Annotated in this window: 18 protein-coding genes and 1 tRNA gene; 11 read left to right on the top strand and 8 right to left on the bottom strand. The window is 39.8% G+C overall.

Going from position 1 to position 21,948, the window contains the following annotated elements:
• Positions 1-50 precede the first annotated feature (50 nt).
• The 4 genes from OK344_RS01435 to OK344_RS01420 form a co-directional block, all read right to left on the bottom strand.
• The gene (locus OK344_RS01435; protein WP_265143110.1) at positions 51-2,867 is read right to left on the bottom strand and encodes a TonB-dependent receptor; all 2,817 of its coding nucleotides are present in this window, start codon (positions 2,865-2,867) and stop codon (positions 51-53) included.
• A gap of 107 nt (positions 2,868-2,974) precedes the next feature.
• A complete protein-coding gene (locus OK344_RS01430; protein ID WP_265143109.1) occupies positions 2,975-3,763 on the bottom strand; it encodes an alpha/beta fold hydrolase in 789 nt (262 codons plus the stop codon).
• 97 nt (positions 3,764-3,860) lie between these two features.
• Complete coding sequence (locus OK344_RS01425) at positions 3,861-4,580, bottom strand: pyridoxine 5'-phosphate synthase (protein WP_265143108.1); 720 nt, start codon at positions 4,578-4,580, stop codon at positions 3,861-3,863.
• Between the two features lie 2 nt (positions 4,581-4,582).
• The gene (locus OK344_RS01420; protein ID WP_265143600.1) at positions 4,583-5,848 is read right to left on the bottom strand and encodes a mechanosensitive ion channel family protein; all 1,266 of its coding nucleotides are present in this window, start codon (positions 5,846-5,848) and stop codon (positions 4,583-4,585) included.
• 69 nt (positions 5,849-5,917) lie between these two features.
• Here OK344_RS01420 and OK344_RS01415 point away from each other — a divergent pair, with 69 nt between their 5' ends.
• Both OK344_RS01415 and OK344_RS01410 read left to right on the top strand, forming a co-directional pair.
• Entirely contained in the window at positions 5,918-6,403 is a 486-nt protein-coding gene (locus OK344_RS01415) for a DUF456 domain-containing protein (RefSeq protein WP_265143107.1), read from the top strand.
• A gap of 10 nt (positions 6,404-6,413) precedes the next feature.
• A complete protein-coding gene (locus OK344_RS01410; protein ID WP_265143106.1) occupies positions 6,414-7,067 on the top strand; it encodes a hypothetical protein in 654 nt (217 codons plus the stop codon).
• Here the strand turns inward: OK344_RS01410 and OK344_RS01405 are convergent.
• Entirely contained in the window at positions 7,054-7,695 is a 642-nt protein-coding gene (locus OK344_RS01405) for a uracil-DNA glycosylase (RefSeq protein WP_265143105.1), read from the bottom strand. The two genes, OK344_RS01410 and OK344_RS01405, sit on opposite strands and share 14 nt — an antisense overlap.
• A gap of 94 nt (positions 7,696-7,789) precedes the next feature.
• Between OK344_RS01405 and OK344_RS01400 the strand changes: the two genes are divergently transcribed.
• Together OK344_RS01400 and OK344_RS01395 are read left to right on the top strand one after the other, a co-directional pair.
• Entirely contained in the window at positions 7,790-9,940 is a 2,151-nt protein-coding gene (locus tag OK344_RS01400) for an endonuclease MutS2 (RefSeq protein ID WP_265143104.1), read from the top strand.
• A gap of 266 nt (positions 9,941-10,206) precedes the next feature.
• The gene (locus OK344_RS01395) at positions 10,207-10,872 is read left to right on the top strand and encodes an ATP-binding cassette domain-containing protein (RefSeq protein WP_265143103.1); all 666 of its coding nucleotides are present in this window, start codon (positions 10,207-10,209) and stop codon (positions 10,870-10,872) included.
• 212 nt (positions 10,873-11,084) lie between these two features.
• Here the strand turns inward: OK344_RS01395 and OK344_RS01390 are convergent.
• The 3 genes from OK344_RS01390 to OK344_RS01380 form a co-directional block, all read right to left on the bottom strand.
• A tRNA-Phe gene (locus tag OK344_RS01390) sits at positions 11,085-11,157 on the bottom strand.
• Positions 11,158-11,243: 86 nt separating this feature from the next.
• A complete protein-coding gene (locus tag OK344_RS01385; protein WP_265143102.1) occupies positions 11,244-13,082 on the bottom strand; it encodes a bifunctional lysophospholipid acyltransferase family protein/GNAT family N-acetyltransferase in 1,839 nt (612 codons plus the stop codon).
• Between the two features lie 6 nt (positions 13,083-13,088).
• Positions 13,089-14,327 (bottom strand): aspartate kinase, encoded by a 1,239-nt coding sequence (locus tag OK344_RS01380; protein ID WP_265143101.1) that lies wholly within the window; start codon positions 14,325-14,327, stop codon positions 13,089-13,091.
• Positions 14,328-14,557: 230 nt separating this feature from the next.
• Between OK344_RS01380 and fbp the strand changes: the two genes are divergently transcribed.
• The 7 genes from fbp (at position 14,558) to dusB (ending at position 21,939) form a co-directional block, all read left to right on the top strand.
• Entirely contained in the window at positions 14,558-15,571 is a 1,014-nt protein-coding gene (gene fbp / locus OK344_RS01375) for a class 1 fructose-bisphosphatase (RefSeq protein WP_265143100.1), read from the top strand.
• 21 nt (positions 15,572-15,592) lie between these two features.
• Positions 15,593-16,600, top strand: a complete 1,008-nt coding sequence (gene menC / locus OK344_RS01370) for an o-succinylbenzoate synthase (protein WP_265143099.1) — start codon at positions 15,593-15,595, stop codon at positions 16,598-16,600.
• Positions 16,601-17,057: 457 nt separating this feature from the next.
• Positions 17,058-18,731 carry a glutamine--tRNA ligase/YqeY domain fusion protein gene (locus OK344_RS01365; protein WP_265143098.1) on the top strand — a complete coding sequence of 558 codons (1,674 nt, stop codon included), beginning with the start codon at positions 17,058-17,060 and terminating at the stop codon, positions 18,729-18,731.
• 107 nt (positions 18,732-18,838) lie between these two features.
• Positions 18,839-20,011, top strand: a complete 1,173-nt coding sequence (locus OK344_RS01360; protein ID WP_265143097.1) for a thioredoxin family protein — start codon at positions 18,839-18,841, stop codon at positions 20,009-20,011.
• A gap of 8 nt (positions 20,012-20,019) precedes the next feature.
• Positions 20,020-20,643 carry a DUF3575 domain-containing protein gene (locus OK344_RS01355; RefSeq protein WP_265143096.1) on the top strand — a complete coding sequence of 208 codons (624 nt, stop codon included), beginning with the start codon at positions 20,020-20,022 and terminating at the stop codon, positions 20,641-20,643.
• Positions 20,643-20,846 carry a hypothetical protein gene (locus OK344_RS01350; RefSeq protein WP_088467961.1) on the top strand — a complete coding sequence of 68 codons (204 nt, stop codon included), beginning with the start codon at positions 20,643-20,645 and terminating at the stop codon, positions 20,844-20,846. The genes OK344_RS01355 and OK344_RS01350 overlap by 1 nt, the downstream gene beginning before the upstream one ends.
• Positions 20,847-20,940: 94 nt before the next feature.
• Positions 20,941-21,939 carry a tRNA dihydrouridine synthase DusB gene (dusB, locus tag OK344_RS01345; RefSeq protein WP_265143095.1) on the top strand — a complete coding sequence of 333 codons (999 nt, stop codon included), beginning with the start codon at positions 20,941-20,943 and terminating at the stop codon, positions 21,937-21,939.
• The last annotated feature ends 9 nt before the right edge of the window (positions 21,940-21,948 follow it).

The following is a 21,948-nucleotide window of genomic DNA, read 5'->3' as shown; positions in this document are numbered from 1 at the left end:
TAAAGAAAGCGGATTGCTCCGCTCTCCTGTTGAAAAATATAAAATAGTAATTAAAAGTCAAACTTGAAACCGAAAGTATATCTCGGCATATAGTATTCCATCTGTGCCGTTCTGCTCTTCACACCCTGATAATATCTCAAAGGTTGGTTGGTAAGGTTGTTAGCCTCCACGAAGAACCTCATCCATTCCTTGATTGCGTAAGATGCGTTGAAATCCACAAAAGTCTGCTTATCATAGTAGCGGTCCTCGAAAGCATCTGCACCAAGTTCATAAAGATAAGCTGCAGCATGGTTCAATGAAATCCTTGCGGAGAATTTCTTGTTTTCCCAAGCCAATGAAGCATTGAACATATGTGGTGCCGTACCAGGCAACATAAGGCCTTCTCTTAAAGTTCCGTCCGCAGCGTAAATTCCTTTTGCTTCAGATTTGGTGTAAGTATAGTTGGCGTAAAGATTAAAGAATTTACCAAATCCAGGAAGGAAATCGAGCTGCTTTTGTACAGCCACTTCGAAACCGTAAACGTTAACACTTTCTCCGTTTTTCGACTGAAGAAATGTATAATCCTCTCCCTGCACCAAAACATTGGCAACATCCGGAAATTCTGCAGAGAATTTATCGTAACTGAATTTATTGTCCCTGTAATCGTAGATGAAATCATTGATCTTTTTGTAGAAACCACCCAATGAAATCAAACCTACAGACTTGAAATATTTTTCAGCCATCACATCAAAATTGTGTGCATAAGATGCTTTCAGGTTCGGGTTACCTGCAGAAATATCGTTGTCTCCCGGAATAATGCTTACGAAAGGCGAAAGTTTGTAATAGCTCGGCCTCGCCAAAGCGGTGGAATACGCTGCACGAAGAACCAGATTTTCAACTGGCGTATATTTGAACGCTAAGCTTGGTAAATAGTTGGTATAATCGTTTTCGATCTGGCGCGTTCCTGTGAGATCTTCTTCATCCTGAATTACGTTACCCGTATAATCGATCTGAGTATTTTCAAGCCTTAAACCGGCAATCATCGAGAATACATCGCTAAAATTCTGATCCCAACGCAGATATCCGGCGTAAATATTTTCTTTTGCTTTGTAATTAACACCTAGATATTCTGCGGGTTCGTCACTCTCCGTGAACATGGCTGAGTTTTTCAGATTTAAACCGCCCAAGTGCTCTTTGCTTGCAAACCATCCCGGAACGTATTTTTCGCTTGGATTATAATTTTTCCCGTTCCAAAAAACGCGGTTCACCTTATCCAAAGTAGAATATAAAGTATTGGAAGCTACAGGTTTGTAATCGAAGAAATTATTATCTCTTTCTTTAGTTTTGATTCTCGCCTTACCACCGATTCTCAAACGGCCTTTCTGTTCGCTGATGATGGAGAAAGGGAATCTGAAATTCAGTTTACCTGTGATTTCGTCTTCAAACGTCATCCCGTTTTGCTCTGTTAGGGTTCGGAATTTAAAATCTTTCAAAGCGGGCTGAGTCAGCGGTTTAAGTAAAGGCTGCTCCTCGCTGTCGAAATTTTTATCAAGCGCAACGCCTTTCACCTGATAATCTGTATATCTTTCGTTTGGCCTTTGTTCTTCGGCTCTGGAGAAGGATGCTCCCCAATCCATATCGATTTTTGAGCCGATGATGTGATCACCTGTAATGAAATAATTCTGCATGATCTGGCGCTCAAGCCTTGAACCTTTGTTCAGATCATTCCCGATTCCGCCTTTGGTTTGCGCTCTTAAATCCGCTGTATAACCCAGAAATTCACCGGTATTTTTGTCGAAATTTTCTTTTACGCTGTTAAAACGCAGCCTGTAACGGTTTTCCAGATCGTCTCTCCAGTTGTAAAGTGCGCCCAAAGTAAGGGCATTCTTACTGTTGATCTTGAAATCAAGGTTTGCACCTACAGATTTCCGTTCACGCTTTACATCGTATTTTCTGATGTCCATTTCACCGATGAAAGCTTCTGAAGTTTTACCTTCTTTCCAAACCGCTTCTACATTATCAGAACCGTAATCCTGTAGGTTATAAGAACCGTTCAACGCAAGCCCGACAGCGCCGCCAAAGAATCTGTTTCCGTAGAAAAACCCGTTGTTGAAGGCAAATTTGTTACGGATTGGGTTGAAGCCTGAAGCAGTCGTTAATGAAAGTCTTTCCTTATTGGTCGGTGTTTTGGTATTCAAGTTCACCGAACCACCGATGGCATCAGCATCCATATCTGACGTCAGAGTTTTGTTCACCTCTATCAGTTGGATCATATCTGAAGGGATAAGGTCCATCTGAACTTTTCGGTTATCGCCTTCCGCCGAAGGAATTCTGTTTCCGTTCAGTGTTACAGAGTTCAGCTCCGGTGAAAGACCGCGGATGATGATGTCGCGCGCTTCGCCCTGGTCGTTCTGCATCGTGATTCCAGGTACACGCTTTAAGGCATCACCGATATTGGAATCCGGGAACTTACCGATTTGCTCCGTAGAAATAACGTTGGTGATATTAGGATTGTTTTTCTGGGTATTTAACGCTCTTGCCTGGCTCTGACGACCGAAACCCACGACATTTACAGCTTCTATGGTTGTCGCTTTCTGATCCAGAACGATGTTCTGCACGATACCCGATTCATTTACCGTTACTGGATAACTCGCTGTACCGTAACCCAAATAATCAACCGTCATGCTATAGTTTCCTTCAGGAACGCTCAGGAAAACGAAGTTACCGTTTGCGTCTGAAGTGGTGAAGATGTTTCCGGGAGTTAATTTTATTTTTGCTCCGGGTAAAGCAATTTTGTTTTCATCATTAATCTTTCCCGATATGGTTCCTGTCTGCGCAAAAATATAGGCTGAAGCACAAAACAGCACCGAACATAAAACTCTTTTCATTACTTAAAATTTAGTTGGGCAAATATAGCCAAGGAAGTGTTGAAAGGAGTTTTCGGGTAATTTAACAGTTTATTAACAAATTGTTACCGAAATTTTTAGTTTTTGCACTAGACTATTGGTGTTTCGAAAATAAAATCTTTTACCGCTTCGTTGAAATCTTTAGGATTTTCTGCCTGAACCCAATGTCCTGCATTTTTTATTTTGATGATGGAAGCGTGCGGGAACTGCTGCTTGATCTGAAATTCGTCCTGTGGCAAAATGTAATTTGATTTTGCACCGGCAATAAAAAGAGTTTCTCCCGAAAACACACCGAATTTTATTGCATTAGAAACAAACTCGCTGTATTTTTCAGAAAGGGTTTTCAGATTAAAACGCCAACCGAGTTTTTTATCATCTTTCCAATAAAGGTTTTTCGCAAGAAACTGAATGACGGATTTTTCCGGAATATACTGCTGCAGGATTTCTTCCGCTTCCTGCCTTGTGGTTATTTTTTCAAAATCTACACTTTCCAGGGCTTTCAGAATCCCCTGGTGGTGCGGTGGGTACGCTTTTGGAGCAATATCTACAACGATTAACTTCTGTACTTTGATGGGATATTTAATAGCAAACTGCATCACGGCTTTTCCGCCAAGAGAATGCCCCAGAAGATTGGCTTTTTCGATGTGATGAAAATCCATGTAATGTGAAATATCATGCGCAAGATCGTCGTGAGACATTTCTGTAGAATGGAAACTTTTCCCGTGATTTCTTAAATCGATAAGGTGAACAGGAAAAAACTCGCCCATTTCTTTGCCGAAACTTCCCCAGTTATCGAGCATACCAAAAAGGCCGTGAAAAACAAGGAGCGGAGTTCCCGGTTTGTCCTGCCCGTAGATTTTAGAGTGTAGAATTTCCATTTATAATAATTTAAAGGTCAAAATTAACATAAATTTCGGCGAAAAGCCAATTAATACTGAATATAAAAAACGGGCTAAAGCCCGTTTCACAATACTTTTACCATTTGGCCAATCTCTTCAGATAAGCTTGAACCGTATTTTCCAGGCCCATATACAACGCTTCAGAGATTAAAGCGTGACCTATTGAAACTTCGAGCAGATTCGGGATTTGATCTGAGAAATATTTCAGGTTTTCCAGACTTAAATCATGTCCTGCGTTAACGCCAAGACCATATTTTTCCGCTTCTTTTGCTGTTTCTACATATGGTTTTATAGCTTCTTCTTTATCTCGACTGTAGTTTTTAGCGTACGCTTCTGTGTACAGCTCAATTCTGTCGGTGCCGGTTTCTGCGGCGAATTTTACCATTTCCAGATTTGGATCAAGGAAAATTGAGGTTCGGATTCCTGCTTTTTTAAACTCTGAAATTACATTTTTCAAAAAACCGAGATGCATTTCGCAATCCCAGCCTGCGTTGGAGGTAATCGCGTCATCAGCATCCGGAACCAGCGTCACCTGCTCCGGCTTAATTTCGAGAACCATATCGATGAACGGCCGGTGCGGATTTCCTTCAATATTAAACTCTGTACTGACCAAAGGTTTCAGATCATACACATCTTTTCGGGTAATATGTCTTTCGTCCGGCCGTGGATGAATCGTAATTCCCTGCGCACCAAATTCCTGAAGTTTTACCGCAGCTTCTACTACACTGGGCAGGTCGCCACCGCGGGCATTTCGGAGCGTGGCAATTTTATTGATATTTACACTAAGTTTTGTCATAGTTATTGAATTTTTGCAAACTGTATGACTTCAAGGTCAAATTCCTTGGAAGCGACAAGCAGATGATCGAAAATATCGGCCTGAATATCCTCATAATTGGCCCACTGTGAGTCGTTGGTGAAACAGTAAATCTCAAGTGGCATTCCCTGCGGGGTATTCTCCAACTGTCTTACGAGGATGGTTCCTTCCTGATCGATATGTTGGTTATTTTTAAGATAATTGAAAACATATTCCCTAAAGACGCCGATATTGGTGAGTTGCCTTCCGTTGATCAGCAGTTCGGGATTTTCCATCACTTTTCTTTCCTCGACCATTTCCGCTTTTTTAACCTCCAGATAATGCTTAATCAGATTTACTTTTGATAATCGGTTGAGCGTATAATCATCGAGAAATTTAAAGGAATTGATATTGAAAATAATCGAGCGTTTGATTCTTCGGGTATTGCTTTCGGACATTACCTGGATATTCTTTATTTCCGTTGTAAGAAAATCGTAAGTAGGAATCGTAGAAATAGTTTTATCGAAGTTCTGGATTTTCGTTGTCAAAAGATTGATATCCTGAATATTCCCTTCCAGATTATATTTAGGAATTCCGATCCAGTCACCTACTTTCAGGTTTTTGGAAGTTGCCACATGAATTCCCGTCACAAATCCTAAAATTGTATCGCGGAATACAAGAACCAAAACTGCAGTAATCGCTCCCAAACTTCCCAGAATCGCTGAACCGCTGATTCCGAATATCACACTGATGGCGACAATTGAAGACACAAAAATTCCAAAAATCTTTACACTCTGCGAAACCGCATTCAGGGCAATGATATTATAATAATCCTGCTTAATGGTAAAGTAATTTCTGAAGGCGCTTAAACCACGGTAAAGCATTCCTGCCACGACGAAAACAATCACTAAACCAATAATCCTTTCTAAAAATATAAAACTTTTAGGATGTCGTCCATAAAAAAAGGAATCAACAGCAAAACTGGCAAATAAAACTGCAATAATATGAGCAAAAGAATTGGTGATTTTAGCTACATAAATTGATTTCATCACCGGATATTTATTGTTGTCGTACAACAATTTAAAAATACTGTTGATGATTACTTTAACCACTAAATCAACCAGATAAATTAGCCCAGCAAAAACCACGAATTTTGCCAGAATCTGGAAGAGTGTCGCCCAGTTACTTGAAACATTATTCTTGATAAAAAAATGAATAGTGTCGCTTATTGCCTGTAAAAAATTTTTGGTATTTGTAAGTTCGTCATTCATTACAGCAAAAATAAGAAATCCGATGGTGTTTATAGGATTAATGCGTATTTTTAACAAAATTTATCATTCATGGATACTACTTTAATTCAGCTCATCAGTATTGTATTACTCATTTTGGGAATTCTAGGAACTTTCATTCCGGTTTTACCCGGTTTGCTTCTGAGCCTTTGCGGACTTTTAATTTATAAATTCGGGACCGATGCACCGCTGGACATGGTTTATATCTGGATTTTCGTGTTTCTTACCGCAGTTTCAGTAATTTTAAATTACGTAATTCCCGCAAGAACCAACCGCAAATATGGCGGCACGCGCTGGGGAAGCGTAGGATCAGTAATCGGAACCTTGGTTGGAATGTTTTTTATTCCGGTTCCCTTCGGTTTTTTAATCGGAATGTTTCTGGGCGTTTTCGTAGGCGAATTGCTGCATGATGCTTCGGATAAAAAGAAAGCCTGGAATTCAACCAAAGGAGCCTTTATCGGATTTCTTTACGGTACAAGTTTCAACTTTATGGTGGGTCTGGCAATGTTTTTGGTCGTGTTATTCGACATCCTTTAAATTTAACATCATGATACACAGACTTATCCTCACTTCCTTTGGCATTTTAACTTTAGCGACCTGCCAAAACCCGAAAATTTCAGAAACTACTGCTAAACAGGAAACTGTAAAGACAGAAACTTCAGCGAATTCAGCAGAACCAAAAATTTCAGATGTGACGACAAACCAAACATCAGGTACAACAAAATCCAAGTCGAACGGCGAACCCGAAATGTCGGTAGGCTTACCACCGGATAAAGAAGCTGTGGAAACCGCTAAAAAAGAACAGCAAAATTCAACCGTGAAAAACACAGCCGGAATCGTTTATCTGAAAGAAGGTGAAAATAAATTCTATAAAGAATATGAAATGAATGTTACCTTCAAAAAAATGACTGAAGACAGCCGCTGTCCGAAAGACGTCAACTGCATCTGGGCCGGAGTTGCGACCGCAGAAGTAGAAGTGATGGGTCTTTACACACGACCTGTAACCCTGAAACTGAGCACAATGAGCGATGCAAAAAAAGGATACACCAAATCTCAGGAATTTAACGGTTACACCATATCTTTAGTGGAAGTAACTCCTGAAACTACTTCAGCTAAAGGCTTTAAGGCACTTCAGGGGTCTTACCGTATCGGACTTCAGTTCTCCAAAGGAAGTACAGGTAGCGGAACTACCACGAAATAATTTCTGAATTTTTCGATTTCAGATAGTCGTTTATTTTAGAAAAAGGTTTGCTTCCATAGAAGCCGCGGTATACCGAAAATGGCGATGGATGCGCAGATTTAATGATAAGATGTTTAGAGGAATCAATAAATTCCTCTTTTTTTTGTGCAAAAGCACCCCACAGCACAAACACTATATTTTCTTTTCGGTCAGAGATCGCTTTAATAATAAAATTGGTAAATTTCTCCCAACCCAGATCTTTATGAGAATTGGGCGAATGCGCCCTCACCGAAAGCGTGGCATTCAATAACAAAACACCTTGTTGCGCCCAGTCGTCGAGTTCCTTTTTTGTTCTCTCAATTCCTAAATCATCCTTAAGTTCAGTGAAAATATTTTTAAGTGAAGGCGGTGCAGCAACAGTTTCAGAAACCGAAAAGCACAAACCATTTGCCTGATAATCATTATGATACGGATCCTGACCGATAATTACAACTTTCACCTCATCGAAAGGCGTAAGTTCCAGCGCACGGAAGATTTGGTTTTTCGGCGGAAAACATTTACCTGCAGCGTATTCTTCTTTCACCTTCTGCCAAAGATGTTCGAAGTATTCGGTATTTTTAATTGGGGCAAGAATTTCGTTCCAAATCATGTTCTAATGGCTAACAGATTTTTACTATTAAAGACATCAAATATAAATAAATATTGCATTCCCAAGTTCCCGAAAATCTCATTAAATTTGCTCCGTGCATATTACTAAAGATCAATTAGAAGAACTGGAATTTCCCGAATTACTCGCGGAAATTGCTCCTTTTGCGTACTCCGCAAAAACCGCATATAAAATCACCCAACTCAGGCCTTTTTCCATTGATGAGGCCGAACTGTCATTAAGAAAAGTGGCGGAATTCCTTTCGAGTTTCGAGAGCGACAATGCGATTCCTTTCAGCGAATATGAAGATATCGAGGAAGAACTGAAGCTGATGGTTATTGAAAATTTCAGGTTAGAAAACGCGGCATTTATCAGAATAAAAAGTTTGACCGAGCAAATCGGCAGGCTTCAGAAGTTTTTTCCGGTGTACGGCGATCTCTTTCAAAATCTGAACAACGATATCAGCGGTTTGGAATACAGAAAAGAAATCAGCGACAAAATAGACAAGGTTTTCAACCGTTTTGCTGAAGTAAAAAGTGAAGCATCACCTGTTCTTAAAACCTTGAGAACAGCAATTTCCCACGCCCGAAAAGCCATCCAGGAAAACTTCAACCGTACTTTAACGGCGCTTTCCTCCACAGATTTTCTTGACGATATCCGTGAAAGTATTATTGATGACCAAAGGGTTTTAGCCGTAAAATCGGGCTATAAAAAAAGAGTTCCGGGAAGGGTTTTAGGCGTTTCAAAAACCGGATCGATTACCTACATTCAGCCCGAATCAGTGGTGAAACATCAGTTTAAACTCCGCGAAGATATTGAGGAGGAGAAGAAAGAAGTTGATAAGATTTTAAGAAAACTTACCGCTGAAATTGCAGAATTCCAGCCCCAGCTTTCAGACTACCAGACTTACATTTTCGATCTGGATTTAACGAGAGCGAAAGCTAAATTCGCCGAAAACATTGGCGGAATTTTACCCAAAATCAACCGGCACAAAACACTCAGACTCGTTAATGCTTACCATCCACTTTTGCTGCTGCAGAACCGTGAAGAAAAAAAACAGATTTTTCCGCAGACCTTTACCTTAACCGAACACAACCGCATCCTGTGTATTTCCGGGCCAAATGCAGGCGGAAAATCAATCACGCTAAAAACGGTGGGATTGCTGCAGTTAATGATCCAGAGCGGAATATTGGTGCCCGTACACCCGAAATCTGAAATGTTTTTCTTTGACAGAATTATGACCGACATTGGCGACAACCAATCCATTGAGAATCATCTCTCAACGTATTCGTCCCGTCTGAAAAAAATGTCCGGAATTATTCGTGAAGCCGATGAAAACACGCTTTTGCTGATTGATGAATTCGGAACCGGTTCGGATCCTGAACTGGGTGGCGCACTGGCAGAAAGTTTTCTTGAATTTTTCTATAAAAAGAAAAGCTTCGCCATCATCACTACACATTATACGAACATCAAACTGGTGGTGGAACAACTCCCCAATGCTCAGAACGCCGCGATGTTATTCGACGAAAAAACGCTGGAACCACTCTACAAACTTGAAGTGGGGCAAGCCGGAAGTTCCTTCACTTTTGAAGTGGCTCAAAAAAATAAGATTCCGAATTTTATCATCAATTCCGCCAAGAAAAAGGTGGAACACGACATCGTAAATTTGGATAAGACGATCGTGAAGCTTCAGCAGGAAAAATTTGAAGTTGAAAAACTTAAATCCAACCTTACCGAACAGAAAGAATCGACTCAAAACAAGAAGGAAAACCTTGAAAAACTGAACGAACAGCTGCAGCAGAAACTCTTCAATTTCCAGAAACTATACGAAGAGGAACACCGCAAACTGCAGTTCGGGAACAAGATCGAAGGATTTATTGATTCTTATGTGAAAGGGAAATCGAGAAAAGATGTAGTGAAAGATTTTGTGAAAATTCTGGAACAGGAAAAATTCAGGAAATTGGGATCTGACAAAGACGAAACCAAGAAACTTCAGGTGGTGAAACGAAAAATCACCCAACAACTGAAAAAGGAAAATGTGCAGGAAAAAATTGCGGAAACCAACGAAAAACTGGAAGACAAAAGAGTGAAGGAACGTGCGCTGTGGCTTAAAGTAGGCCAGCGTGTACGGATTTCGGGAAGTACAAGCGTAGGAACGATCGAAAAAATAGACAAAAACCAGAAAGTGACCGTGAACTACGGCATGTTTAAAACCCAAATTTCTGCGGAGGAACTGGAGCGGATTTAAAAGATGAGAGTCTTAAAAGCATATTTCTATTTTTATCAAAAAATATTTTTGATCAGTTTTTTGGTTAGTGTTTTATTATCTTTTATAGCAGGGTTTAATTTTGGAAATCTAGCACTTTCCTATCTCTTGTTTTCTCCATTTTTCCATTATATGATTTATGAAATTCGCAATAAGAGTGAATATGATTTTTACGGTAACTTTGGTCTAAGCAGAAGATTCCTCTGGATGATGACTCTTTTAATAAGTTTAATTTTAGAAATTTTAGTGTGGAAATTTTAAAATTACACGTCGACAGCATTGAGAAATCATTAGATAACCAAAAGATTTTAAAAGATATTTACCTGTCTTGCGAAACAGGGGAGATTGTAGGAATTCTTGGTAGAAATGGAAGCGGAAAATCTACCCTTTTAAAGATTATTTTCGGAACAATGACATCAGAAAATAAATTCGTAAGAGTGGGAACAAAAGTAATTAAAAAAATTTCCGACAATAAAAACCTTATTCATTATTTACCCCAAAATCATTTTTTACCAAATCATATAAAAGTGAAATCGCTCATCGCTTTACTTTGCACTAGTGAAAATGCCGTGATCTTAAAAACCAATGAATTAATCAAAAGGTTTCTCAATCAAAAAACACAAAATCTTTCGGAGGGTGAAAAACGCTTGGTTGAAATCCTTATAATGCTCTTCTCTGATTGTAAATTTTTAATACTCGACGAACCTTTTCATTCTCTTTCTCCGAAGATTATTGAAGAAATAAAAAATTTGATAAAGGGTCAGTGTAAAGATAAAGGAATCATAATTACAGATCATCAATATAAAAATATTATTGAAATTTCTGACAAAACTATCTTACTGAAAGAAGGCTCCACCAAAATTATAAATGGAATTGAAGATTTAAAAAAGTTTGGGTATTTAAGGTTTGATTAATTGGCAAACCTGTTACAATTACAGCAGGACAAAACCAAAGAACTTATGACAGAAAACTTCTTTCTTCCAAAAACTTCATTGGGTGTGTTTAGTGGTAATTTTTTGTATATGTACCATGCTAATGATCTATTATTGTAGCCACAACTATAGACAGAATCACAAATAAAAAACCCTTAAAAAACTGCAAGTGAGTTAATTAAGGGTTTATGAAGTGGTTTCTCCAGGAATCGAACCAGGGACACATGGATTTTCAATCCATTGCTCTACCAACTGAGCTAAGAAACCGTTCCGTTATTGAGTGGTGCAAAAGTATAACCTTTTCCCTTACGATGCAAGTGATTTTATGAAAAATATTGCATCAAAGCCCAAATTTACTGATTCTCAGACGAATTATTTTCTTCTCTCTGGATCTGTTCACTCATTTCTTCAAGTACCGGTTTTATTGTACTCTCCGGAAGCTCGCTGATCCGGATGTACATCAACCCGTCAATAGCATCATTAAAACTTGGATCCACGTTGAACGAGATCACTTTTGCATTCTGCTTGATGTATTTTTTAATGAGAACAGGCAAACGCATTTCGGGTTCCAGATCATCAATAATTTTATCGAGTTTGTTGAGATCAGATTCTACTTCATCGAAAAACAGGTGCTTATCGCGGTCTTTCAGCTTTACTTTGAACTCTTTTTTCGGATGAATATACTGCGCTACGGCAGAATCGTAATAATGCGAACGCATAAATTCAATCATCAGGGATTTTGAGAATTCTGAAAACTTATCAGAAATACTCACGCCTCCCATCAGGAATTTATGCTCCGGATTTCTCAGACATACATGCACAATCCCTCTCCACAAAAGGAAAAGAGGCAAAGGCTTCTGCTGGTACTCTGCCGAGATATAAGCCCTTCCCATTTCAATCACTTTTCGGAAGAAGGGCCTTAATTCAGGATCAAATTCAAACAACGAACTGGTGTAAAAGCCTTCAATACCGTGCTTTTTCATCACTTCACTGCCCAGGGCCATGCGGTAAGCACCCACCAGTTTTTTCGCAGCATTATCCCAAAGAAAAAGGTGATGGTAATGCTCATCGTAATGATCCAAATCGAAAGGAAGATTGCTGCCTTCACCAATTTTTCTGAACGTGAGTTCCCGCTGTCTGCCAATTTCGCGCATAATCGATGGAATTTCCGAATAGGTACAGAAAAACACTTCGTAATTTCCATTTCGGAACAACATTTTATCTTTCTTGTAAAGCCCGTTAATTTCCTGCTCTATATCCTCCTGCGGCGTCTCGTCGATGATGTTCTGCACTACATTTTCCTCTTTAGTGAGCGGAAAATTAAGCTTCAGGTTGGGGAGTTTGAGTTGTTCTGCGATGGATTTTCTTTTCTCGTAATACGACTTCAGCATATAAATCTTCTTCTGCAGAAACTCACCCATTTCTTCAACCGAATCATGATCTTCCAAAACCTTTACCGAAACAGGCTTTCCGATTCTGATGCGGATGGGCTTTTCTCTCTTATGCATCATTTCAGCCGGCAGAAGCAATGTCTGAAGATCAGGATGCACTTTGGCGAGCTGGTAAAAAAGACGGCTGTTTTTCGCATGAAAATACATAGGAACAACCGGAACCTTCGCCATCTTTATAAGTTTCAGCGCTGGTTTTTCCCAGGGTTTATCGAGAATTTCGCCGAACTCATTGTTTTTATTTGAAACTTCGCCCGCCGGGAAAATCCCTACACAGCCCCCATTTTCGAGATGTTTTAAAGTTTCCCGCATTCCGGTGGAACTGTTTCTTACTTCTTTTCTTGTACCGAAAGGGTTTACAGGAATTACAAAAGGTTCCATGGGTTCAATCTTTTCCAGCAGGAAATTTCCCATGATTTTAAAATCCGGCCGGATTTCCGTAAGGATTTTGGTCATCAGAATTCCGTCGATCGCGCCCAGCGGGTGATTGGATACTAAAATAAATGGACCGGTTTTCGGGATTTTAGCTAAATCTTCTTCGAAGACAATGTATTTCAGATGTCTTTCACGCACAAAAGAATCAAAAAAATCCTTTCCCTTTTTGTCCTTCAGAACATCGTAAAGTTCATTGACCTTATCAATCTTCGTTAGGCTCATGATGGCAGAAGCGACGGGATTTTTTAAAAATCCGATCCGGCTTAAACCCGACACTTTAATTAAATCACTCCTTGAAATAAGACTCATTAGTTATCAGTTTATTACAACTTGTATTGTTTTCTTGGAAATCTGTTCGAGCAGAATATTTTTATTCTCGTAAAATTTATTAATATCCTCTAAATTAGCATTTCTTACGGTAAAAAGCGAAACATTTTTTACCATTTCGCTATCGAAGCCCATTTGCAGCTCCTTATTCAGCTCATCAATATTGTTATATTTATCTTCAAGGCAAAGCGCAAGGGAAATCGCAGAATTCTGCATGAGCGAAATTTTAATTTTGTATTTAGCAAGCAAGGCAAAAATCTGGCTTAAATGCTCTTCCGCAATGAAGGAAAAATCGCGCGTCGCAATACGCATTAAATGTTGATTTTCTTTGAGAATATAAGATTCCTCGAAGCGGTTTTTATCTGTATTTCCAACTTTGGTTCCGGGTTTTGAAGGATCAAGAAAAGATTTTACATAAAACGGAATATTTTTCTGCTGAAGCGGCTGCAGGGTTTTTGGGTGAATAACCGACGCTCCATAATAGGCCATTTCAATCGCTTCTTCGTAAGAAATATTAGACAGGAGCGAAACATTTTCAAATTTTCTTGGGTCGCCTGTCATTACGCCGGGAACGTCTTTCCAGATCGTCATGGCTTCAGCATCCAGACAGTACGCAAAAACCGCCGCGGAATAATCGGAACCTTCTCTGCCCAGGGTCACCGTAAAATTGTTGCTTTCGGAACCGATGAAGCCTTGTGTCACGTAAGAATTCTGCGGATTAAGAGCTGAAATATTTTTTTGTGTTTCTTCCCAGTCTATGGTACCCTCACGGTAATTGCTGTCGGTCTTAATATAATCTCTCGCGTCGAGCCACGTATTTTTAAACTGAATATCATTCAGGTATTCACTTAAAATTTTGGATGAAATCATTTCACCGCAGCTCACTACCTGATCATAAACAAAATTATAGTTAGGCGACTTGTTTCTTCGCAGAAAAGACTCTATATCATCAAAAAACAAAGAAATTTCAGCAAAAACCGGGTGATTTTCCTGAAAAAGACCATTAGAAATATCTAAATGATTCTGTTTTACCTTTTCAATTTCTGCGTGGTAATCTTCCTTGGCAAAATAATATTCCACCACCTTTTCAAGTGCATTGGTCGTCTTTCCCATCGCCGAAACTACCAGCAGGCATTTTTCGAAGCCCTGAGATTCCAGAACAACTGCAACATTCTTCACACTTTCCGCATCTTTTACCGATGCACCACCGAATTTGAAAATTTTCATTTAATTATTTAGATATTAATAAATTATATTACAAAAACCACTGATTTTTTTCACAAAATAACAGCGGGTAAAATTATTAATTTACAGCGACATAAAAAAACGCAGAAATGCATTTGTCAATACATGGGAGAATTAAATTGTGGGTGCATAAATTCTGTCATTTATCACCCGAAAAAGCAGGCAGAAGTCAAAGATTTTTCCGAAATTTGTAAAAATCCAAAAAGTATAAAATGTCGGAAAAAAACTTTCAAACCCTGGGTGAATTCATCATTGATAAACAGGAAGATTTTCAGTATTCAACCGGGGAGTTTTCGCGTCTCTTAAGTGCAATTCGTCTTGCTTCAAAAGTGGTAAATCGCGAGGTAAATAAAGCAGGCATCGCAAACATCATCGGAAAAGCAGGAAACGAAAACATTCAGGGTGAAGAGCAGCAGAAACTGGATGTACTGGCCAACGAGATTTTCATTGAAGCACTTTCCCAACGGGAAGTAGTGTGCGGAATCGCCTCGGAAGAAAGCGACGATTTTATTGAAATAAAAGCCAGTGCCAACGCCCATTTAAGTAAATATGTGGTGCTTATCGATCCTTTGGACGGATCCTCAAATATTGATGTAAATGTTTCTGTAGGAACTATTTTTTCGATTTACAGAAGGGTTACAGAGCCTGGAACACCGGTTACTTTAGAAGATTTCTTACAGAAAGGCGTAAATCAGGCAGCTGCAGGTTATGTAGTTTACGGCTCCTCAACGATGATTGTATACACGACCGGAAATGGTGTCAACGGTTTTACACTCGACCCCAGTTTAGGTACGTATTACCTTTCCCACCCTTGCATGAAATTCCCCGAAACAGGAAAAATTTACTCCATCAACGAAGGAAACTATATTAAATTCCCACAAGGCGTTAAGAATTACATCAAATACTGCCAGCTCGAAGAAGGCGACCGACCTTACACCTCGCGTTACATCGGAAGTTTGGTTTCAGATTTTCACCGGAATATGATTAAAGGCGGAATTTACATTTACCCTTCTACCTCACAGTCGCCGAACGGAAAACTGAGATTACTATACGAATGTAATCCTATGGCATTTCTGGCAGAACAGGCAGGCGGAAAATGTACCGACGGATTCCAGAGGATTCTTGAAATTGAACCTACCGAACTTCACCAGCGGGTTCCGTTCTTCTGCGGAAGTCTGAAAATGGTGGAAAAAGCGGAAGAATTCATGAAAATGGCTGCGGAATAAATTTATTCTAAAAATAGAACTTTGACGGCAACTTATATCCCCTACACGCTTCACTTCAAACGTCCGGGCGGCACTTCGCGTGGCGTTCTGAATACAAAGGAAACTTTTTTGTTGAATATTACTCAAAACGGGAAAACCGGAACTGGCGAATGTGGGCTTTTCCGTGGGTTGAGTTATGATGATGTTCCCGAATATGAAGAAAAAGTCCAGTGGCTCTGTGAAAACATCAATACTGATCATGATTTTCTGAAAGAGGAATTGAAACATTTTCCGTCAATTTGGTTCGGATTTGAACAGGCGGTTTTAAACCTCGAACATGGGAACGACCTCTATTTCCCCAGCGATTTCACAGCAGGTAAATCATCCATAAAAATCAACGGATTAATCTGGATGGGCGATTCGGCGTTTATGGAAGACCAGATTGAGGAAAAATTAGCCTCCGGGTTTGATTGCCTGAAACTGAAAATCGGTACCGACTGGAATTCCGAGAAAAGAATCCTTCAGGAACTGAGAAAAAAATTCCCGGCGAATCAACTTGAACTGAGAGTTGACGCGAACGGCGGATTCAGCTTTAATGAAGCCAAAACTGTTCTGGAGGAACTTTACGAACTGCACATTCATTCGATTGAGCAGCCAATTAAAGCAGGAAACCGGAAAGAAATGTACCAACTTTGTACAGGCACAAAAACTCCGATAGCCCTCGACGAAGAATTAATTGGCATTGTAGATTATTCAGAAAAAAAGAAACTTCTGGAAGAAATACGTCCACAATACATCATCCTGAAACCTTCTTTAGTCGGAGGTTTTTCAGGAAGCAACGACTGGATTTCGCTTGCTGAAAGCCTTGGAATCGGCTGGTGGATCACTTCTGCACTGGAAAGCAATATCGGCCTGAATGCCATCGCACAATATACCTTCACCAAAAACCCGCAAATCCCACAGGGATTGGGAACAGGAGGACTGTTCACCAACAATTTTGAAACCAGACTGGAGCTTTCCGGCGATCGCCTTTCCATAAAAAAAGTCTGAAATTGCTTTCAGACTTTTGAAATTTAATCCCCCACAGATTAAATTACGTTTTCTATAAAAATGTTTTTTTTAAGATTATGCACCATAAGTGCAAATTTCTTTTTAATCGTTTTCATAGAAGTAAAAAATTAAGTGTTAATGAATGATGTTTTTCGTACAGCCATTATTGTACCAAAAAACACCTTCGAAAAAATTTTTTTTTTAGATTTCACCGATATTTTTTTTAACCTTTATTATAATTGATTCATCTAAAGCAACTTCCGGAAAAACATTTTCCAATTAATTGTTTTTTTTTACTACAAACGATGGTAGAAGCAGGAAATTCCGCATCGGGTACAAAATACAGCTTAGCATATCTAATTAAGACCTGTATTCGCAGGCCAAAAGGCGGGGTTAATAAAAGTAGTTCCTTTTTTTAGCAATTATCCGTAAATTTGCGTTCTACAAAGAATAGAAAATGGAAGAAGAAAAAAAATCACTCAATTTTATTGAGCAAATTATAGAAGACGATTTAGCGAACGGTTTCCCGAAGGACAAACTTCGCTTCCGTTTCCCGCCGGAACCCAACGGCTACCTGCATATTGGCCACACAAAAGCCATCTGCATTAATTTCGGTTTGGGCGAAAAATACGGTGCTCCTGTAAATCTTCGTTTTGATGATACCAATCCGGAAAAAGAAGAGCAGGAATTCGTTGATTCCATTAAAGCAGATATCGACTGGTTGGGCTTCAAATATGACAGGGAGCTTTACGCTTCAGATTATTTTGAAACGCTTTATGAATGGGCAGTTCAAATGATTAAAGACGGGAAAGCCTATGTTGATGAGCAGTCGTCAGAGGAAATTACGGCCCAAAGAAAAAACCCATTTGAAGACGGTATCGATTCTCCTTTCAGAAACCGACCTGTAGAGGAAAGTCTTGAACTTTTCGAAAAAATGAAAAACGGCGAATTCGAAGAAGGATCTATGTCACTGCGTGCAAAAATCGACATGAAATCACCGAACATGAACATGCGTGATCCGGTGATGTACAGAATTTTGAAAAGACCGCACCATAGAACCGGCGAAAAGTGGAAAATCTATCCAATGTACGACTGGGCTCACGGCGAATCCGATTATATCGAACAGATTTCTCACTCTTTATGTTCGCTGGAATTCGAAAACCATCGTCCGCTTTACGACTGGTATCTGGATCAGGTTTATGACAAAAATCGGGTAAGAAACAAACAGCGCGAATTCGCAAGAATGAATGTTTCGTACATGATTACCTCCAAAAGAAAATTACAGCGCTTGGTTGCAGAAAAAGTGGTTACCGGCTGGGACGATCCAAGAATGCCGACCATTTCAGGGATGCGCAGATTAGGTTTTACGCCCAAAGCCATCAAAAACTTTATTGAAAGAGTGGGTGTTGCCAAAAGAGAGAATTTAATCGACATTCAGCTGCTGGAATTTTTCGTGCGCGAAGATTTAAATAAAATTTCAACACGCGTAATGGCCGTAGTAGATCCGGTAAAACTGGTAATTGAGAATTATCCGCAAGATGCTGAAGAATGGCTGGAAACAGAAAATAATCCTGAAGACGAAAACGCTGGTACCAGAGAAATACCTTTTTCCAGAGAACTCTATATTGAAAGAGAAGATTTCAAGGAAGAAGCGGGAAATAAATTTTTCCGTCTGAAACTTGGCGGCGAAGTACGACTGAAATCTGCTTATATCATCAAAGCTGAACGTGTTGAAAAAGATGAAAACGGAGAAATAACCACCATTTATGCGACTTACGATCCGAAAAGTAAATCCGGAAGTGGTACCGAAGAAAGTCTAAGGAAGGTGAAAGGCACGCTGCACTGGGTTTCAGCAAAACACGCTTTGCCGGTGGAAGTGAGAATTTACGACAGACTTTTCACTACCCCGCAGCCGGATGCTGAAAAAGAAGCAGACTTCATGGACTTCATCAATCCTGAAAGCTTGAAAACCGTTCAGGGATTTGCAGAACCTAGTCTGCAGAATGCGGAAATCGGCCAGCCTTATCAGTTCCAGAGAATCGGATATTTTACAAAAGACAGAGATTCCACACCGGAAAAACTGGTTTTTAACCGAACTGTAACCCTGAAAGACGGCTATAAACCGGAATAATTGATAAAAACCCCTTCTTCACCGGAGGGGTTTTTATATTTCAGAATATCAGTAAAAGTTTTTTCCCGTTATATATTATATTTATATTCGCATCACATTTTAATTTCATGAAAAAATTATTTTCTCTACTTATAGTATTTATTTCTTTGTCCGTATTTTCTCAGGAAAGCATAAATTTCGAAAAAGGCACATTCAAAGAAATTCTGGCAAAAGCAAAAAAAGAAAAAAAGCTTGTATTTATGGACGCTTTTGCGGTTTGGTGCGGTCCGTGTAAGTTAATGGAAAAGAATATTTTTCCCTTACAGGCGGTAAAGGAATATTATAACGCTAACTTTATCAATGCCCGGTTCGATATGGAAAAAGGTGAAGGACGCGAAATTGCAGCAAAATACGGAGTCCGGTCCTACCCTTCATTCCTTTTTCTGAATGGTGATGGCGAAGTGGTGATGAACAGTTACGGTTACATGGGTGAAGAAGCCTTTCTTGCGATGGCCAGGGAGGCCAATAATCCGAAATTCCGCACCGCATCCAATAAAGAACTTTTCGAAAAAGGCGAATCCGATCCGGAATTTTTACTCAATATGATGAGGCTTTATGCAGACAGCGATTATGAACTGGCAAAAAAAGCTTCCGAAAGATATTTCAATGTAAAGAAAAATCAATCTTTTACTAAAGACGAAGTTGGGCTTCTTCTTTATTTCACCAAATCGACAACTGATCCAAATTATCAGATTTTCACAGCAAAAAAGAATGAAATTGCAGCACTGATGTCTAAAGAGATCTATAACCAGTTCGATACGAATATTAAAATTTCTAAAGTATTGGAAAATTCGCTGGACCAGAAAACGGGAATCATCAATGACGATTATTTCTACAAAAACGCAATCCCACTGGTTGGAAAAGACGAAGCAGAAACCGCATTGAACCGCATGAAAGTGATTCTTTATCCCAACCTGGGAAACTTCACAGAATATGAAAAAGCTGCTTTGAAATACTACAGTAATGCCGATAATTTTGATCCTGAAGAATTGCTGAAAGCGGCCTGGATCTTCAGCGAACACGTATCGAATCCCACTTCCCTGAAAAAAGCTGAAGAATGGGCGGAAAAATCGGTAATGCGGTCTGAAAACCCTGAGAATACCTACATTTTGGCAAAACTTTATTCCAAAACAGGCAAGAAAGACAATGCGAAATCCTACGCCGAGATTTCAAAAAAGTTAGCTGAAAGCCAGGGAAAAGACGCCACACTCGCTGATAAATTATTACAAAATTTAAAATAAGCGTTGCTTTGAAAAAACTTTTACTTCTTTTTGCCTTTGCAGCTCTTTCTTTCAGCAATGCACAGCAGACGGATACGCTCCAAAAAAAACTTTACGTTAAAGCTAATGCCCTCTTTTTGCCGGTGGGTGTATTAAACGCAGGACTCGAATACCAGTTAAATAACAAGATGACCGTTCAGGGCGACATATTCATTTCACCCTGGAAATCTTTCGCAGGTAAATATGCTCAGGTGTATATGGCTGGGCTGGACGGACGCTATTATTTTAAAGAAGCTTTTAAACATTGGTACGTGGGAGGCAACTTTTCGTTTGCGCGGTATAAAATCCAAAAGTGGAATTACTGGGGAGGTGTATTTCAATATGAACCAGGATCTCCGATTTACGACAGCGCTGACCTCTACCAGAACGGGTTTTCATTTTTTTTGGGTGCAGTTGTGGGCTATCAGGTTCAGTTAAATGAAAAATGGAATATGGATCTCTATCTCGGTGGCGGAACAGCCCAAAGCTATTATAAAGGATTTCATAAAAAATTGGGAGTCCGCTATGATACAGACCCCGACCGCGTATATAACCAAAGTGGCGAATGGATTCCCTATCGCGGCGGAATAATGATCTCTTATCAACTCAAATAATGGATATAAAAAGTAAAAAATTCATGGTGGTTGCCGTAATCACCTTTCTGATTCTCTTTCTGATGAATTATATCGGAAACGACATGCCCGACAGACTCGAACGCGCCCTGATGACCGCCGTGGCCGGCGTGGTAGGGCTCACCATTGGGATGTGGTTCGTTCATAAAAACTCTAAGGACGACACCCATCACGATTTTGATTAAAAATTTCAGCATGCAGACAGATCAGAAAGATCTGTTTTTTTTGTTCTAAGCAATCATGTTTCCTTCTTCCATTCAAAAAAATTATCTTTGCACCATGATAAAAATCGGGAATATTGAACTTCCGGAATTCCCTCTTCTGCTCGCCCCGATGGAAGATGTTTCGGATCCGCCCTTTCGCAGGCTGTGCAAAATGCACGGTGCAGACATGATGTATTCGGAATTTATTTCTTCTGAAGGCCTTATTCGTGACGCCATGAAAAGCAAAAAGAAACTGGATATTTTCGACTACGAAAGACCGGTGGGAATCCAGATTTTTGGTGGCGACGAAGAAGCGATGGCGCTTTCCGCAAAGATTGTAGAAGCCGTAAATCCGGATTTGGTAGACATCAATTTCGGCTGCCCTGTAAAAAAAGTGGTTTGTAAAGGTGCCGGTGCCGGTGTTTTAAAAGATATCGACCTGATGATCCGGCTTACAAAAGCGGTGGTAAATTCTACCCATCTACCTGTTACCGTGAAGACCCGTTTGGGCTGGGACACCGAGACCATCAACATCATGGAAGTTGCAGAACGCCTGCAGGATGTCGGCATCAAAGCATTAACCATACACGCCAGAACACGTTCGCAGATGTATAAAGGCGAAGCCGATTGGAATTATATTTCGAAAGTGAAAAACAATCCGAATATTGAAATCCCTATTTTCGGGAACGGCGATGTAGATTCTCCCGAAAAGGCTTTAGAATACAGAGAGAAATACGATTGCGACGGCATTATGATTGGCCGAGGTGCCATCGGCTATCCCTGGATTTTCAATGAGATTAAACATTTCTTTGAAACAGGTGAAAAATTACCGGAACCCACCGTTTCGCAAAGACTGGAAGCGGTTCGCCAACATGCAGAATGGAGCATGGAGTGGAAAGGTGAACGCCTTGGTTTAATTGAAATGCGCCAGCATTACAGCAACTATTTCCGTGGAATCCCTCATTTTAAAGATTTCCGAAGAAAATTCCTTGAAGTTTTCACGCTCGACGAAATGGATGCGGTTATTGCTGAAGCCGATCATTTTTATAAAGAATTTCAATTCGAAAGTAATTAAGGTCTAAAT

The organism is Kaistella yananensis (assembly GCF_026107505.2).
Classification (GTDB): Bacteria; Bacteroidota; Bacteroidia; order Flavobacteriales; family Weeksellaceae; genus Kaistella; species Kaistella yananensis.
This window is presented reverse-complemented; position numbering and strand designations above follow the sequence as displayed.

Excerpts from the sequence above, each read along its gene's own strand:
- OK344_RS01430 (WP_265143109.1), bottom strand. The coding sequence starts at position 3,763 with ATGGAAATTCTACACTCTAAAATCTACGGGCAGGACAAACCGGGAACT.
- OK344_RS01380 (WP_265143101.1), bottom strand. The coding sequence starts at position 14,327 with ATGAAAATTTTCAAATTCGGTGGTGCATCGGTAAAAGATGCGGAAAGT.
- dusB (WP_265143095.1), top strand. The coding sequence starts at position 20,941 with ATGATAAAAATCGGGAATATTGAACTTCCGGAATTCCCTCTTCTGCTC.
- OK344_RS01425 (WP_265143108.1), bottom strand. The coding sequence starts at position 4,580 with ATGACAAAACTTAGTGTAAATATCAATAAAATTGCCACGCTCCGAAAT.
- fbp (WP_265143100.1), top strand. The coding sequence starts at position 14,558 with ATGTCGGAAAAAAACTTTCAAACCCTGGGTGAATTCATCATTGATAAA.
- OK344_RS01420 (WP_265143600.1), bottom strand. The coding sequence starts at position 5,848 with ATGAATGACGAACTTACAAATACCAAAAATTTTTTACAGGCAATAAGC.
- OK344_RS01405 (WP_265143105.1), bottom strand. The coding sequence starts at position 7,695 with ATGATTTGGAACGAAATTCTTGCCCCAATTAAAAATACCGAATACTTC.
- OK344_RS01415 (WP_265143107.1), top strand. The coding sequence starts at position 5,918 with ATGGATACTACTTTAATTCAGCTCATCAGTATTGTATTACTCATTTTG.
- OK344_RS01350 (WP_088467961.1), top strand. The coding sequence starts at position 20,643 with ATGGATATAAAAAGTAAAAAATTCATGGTGGTTGCCGTAATCACCTTT.
- OK344_RS01385 (WP_265143102.1), bottom strand. The coding sequence starts at position 13,082 with ATGAGTCTTATTTCAAGGAGTGATTTAATTAAAGTGTCGGGTTTAAGC.
- OK344_RS01365 (WP_265143098.1), top strand. The coding sequence starts at position 17,058 with ATGGAAGAAGAAAAAAAATCACTCAATTTTATTGAGCAAATTATAGAA.
- OK344_RS01435 (WP_265143110.1), bottom strand. The coding sequence starts at position 2,867 with ATGAAAAGAGTTTTATGTTCGGTGCTGTTTTGTGCTTCAGCCTATATT.
- OK344_RS01410 (WP_265143106.1), top strand. The coding sequence starts at position 6,414 with ATGATACACAGACTTATCCTCACTTCCTTTGGCATTTTAACTTTAGCG.
- OK344_RS01360 (WP_265143097.1), top strand. The coding sequence starts at position 18,839 with ATGAAAAAATTATTTTCTCTACTTATAGTATTTATTTCTTTGTCCGTA.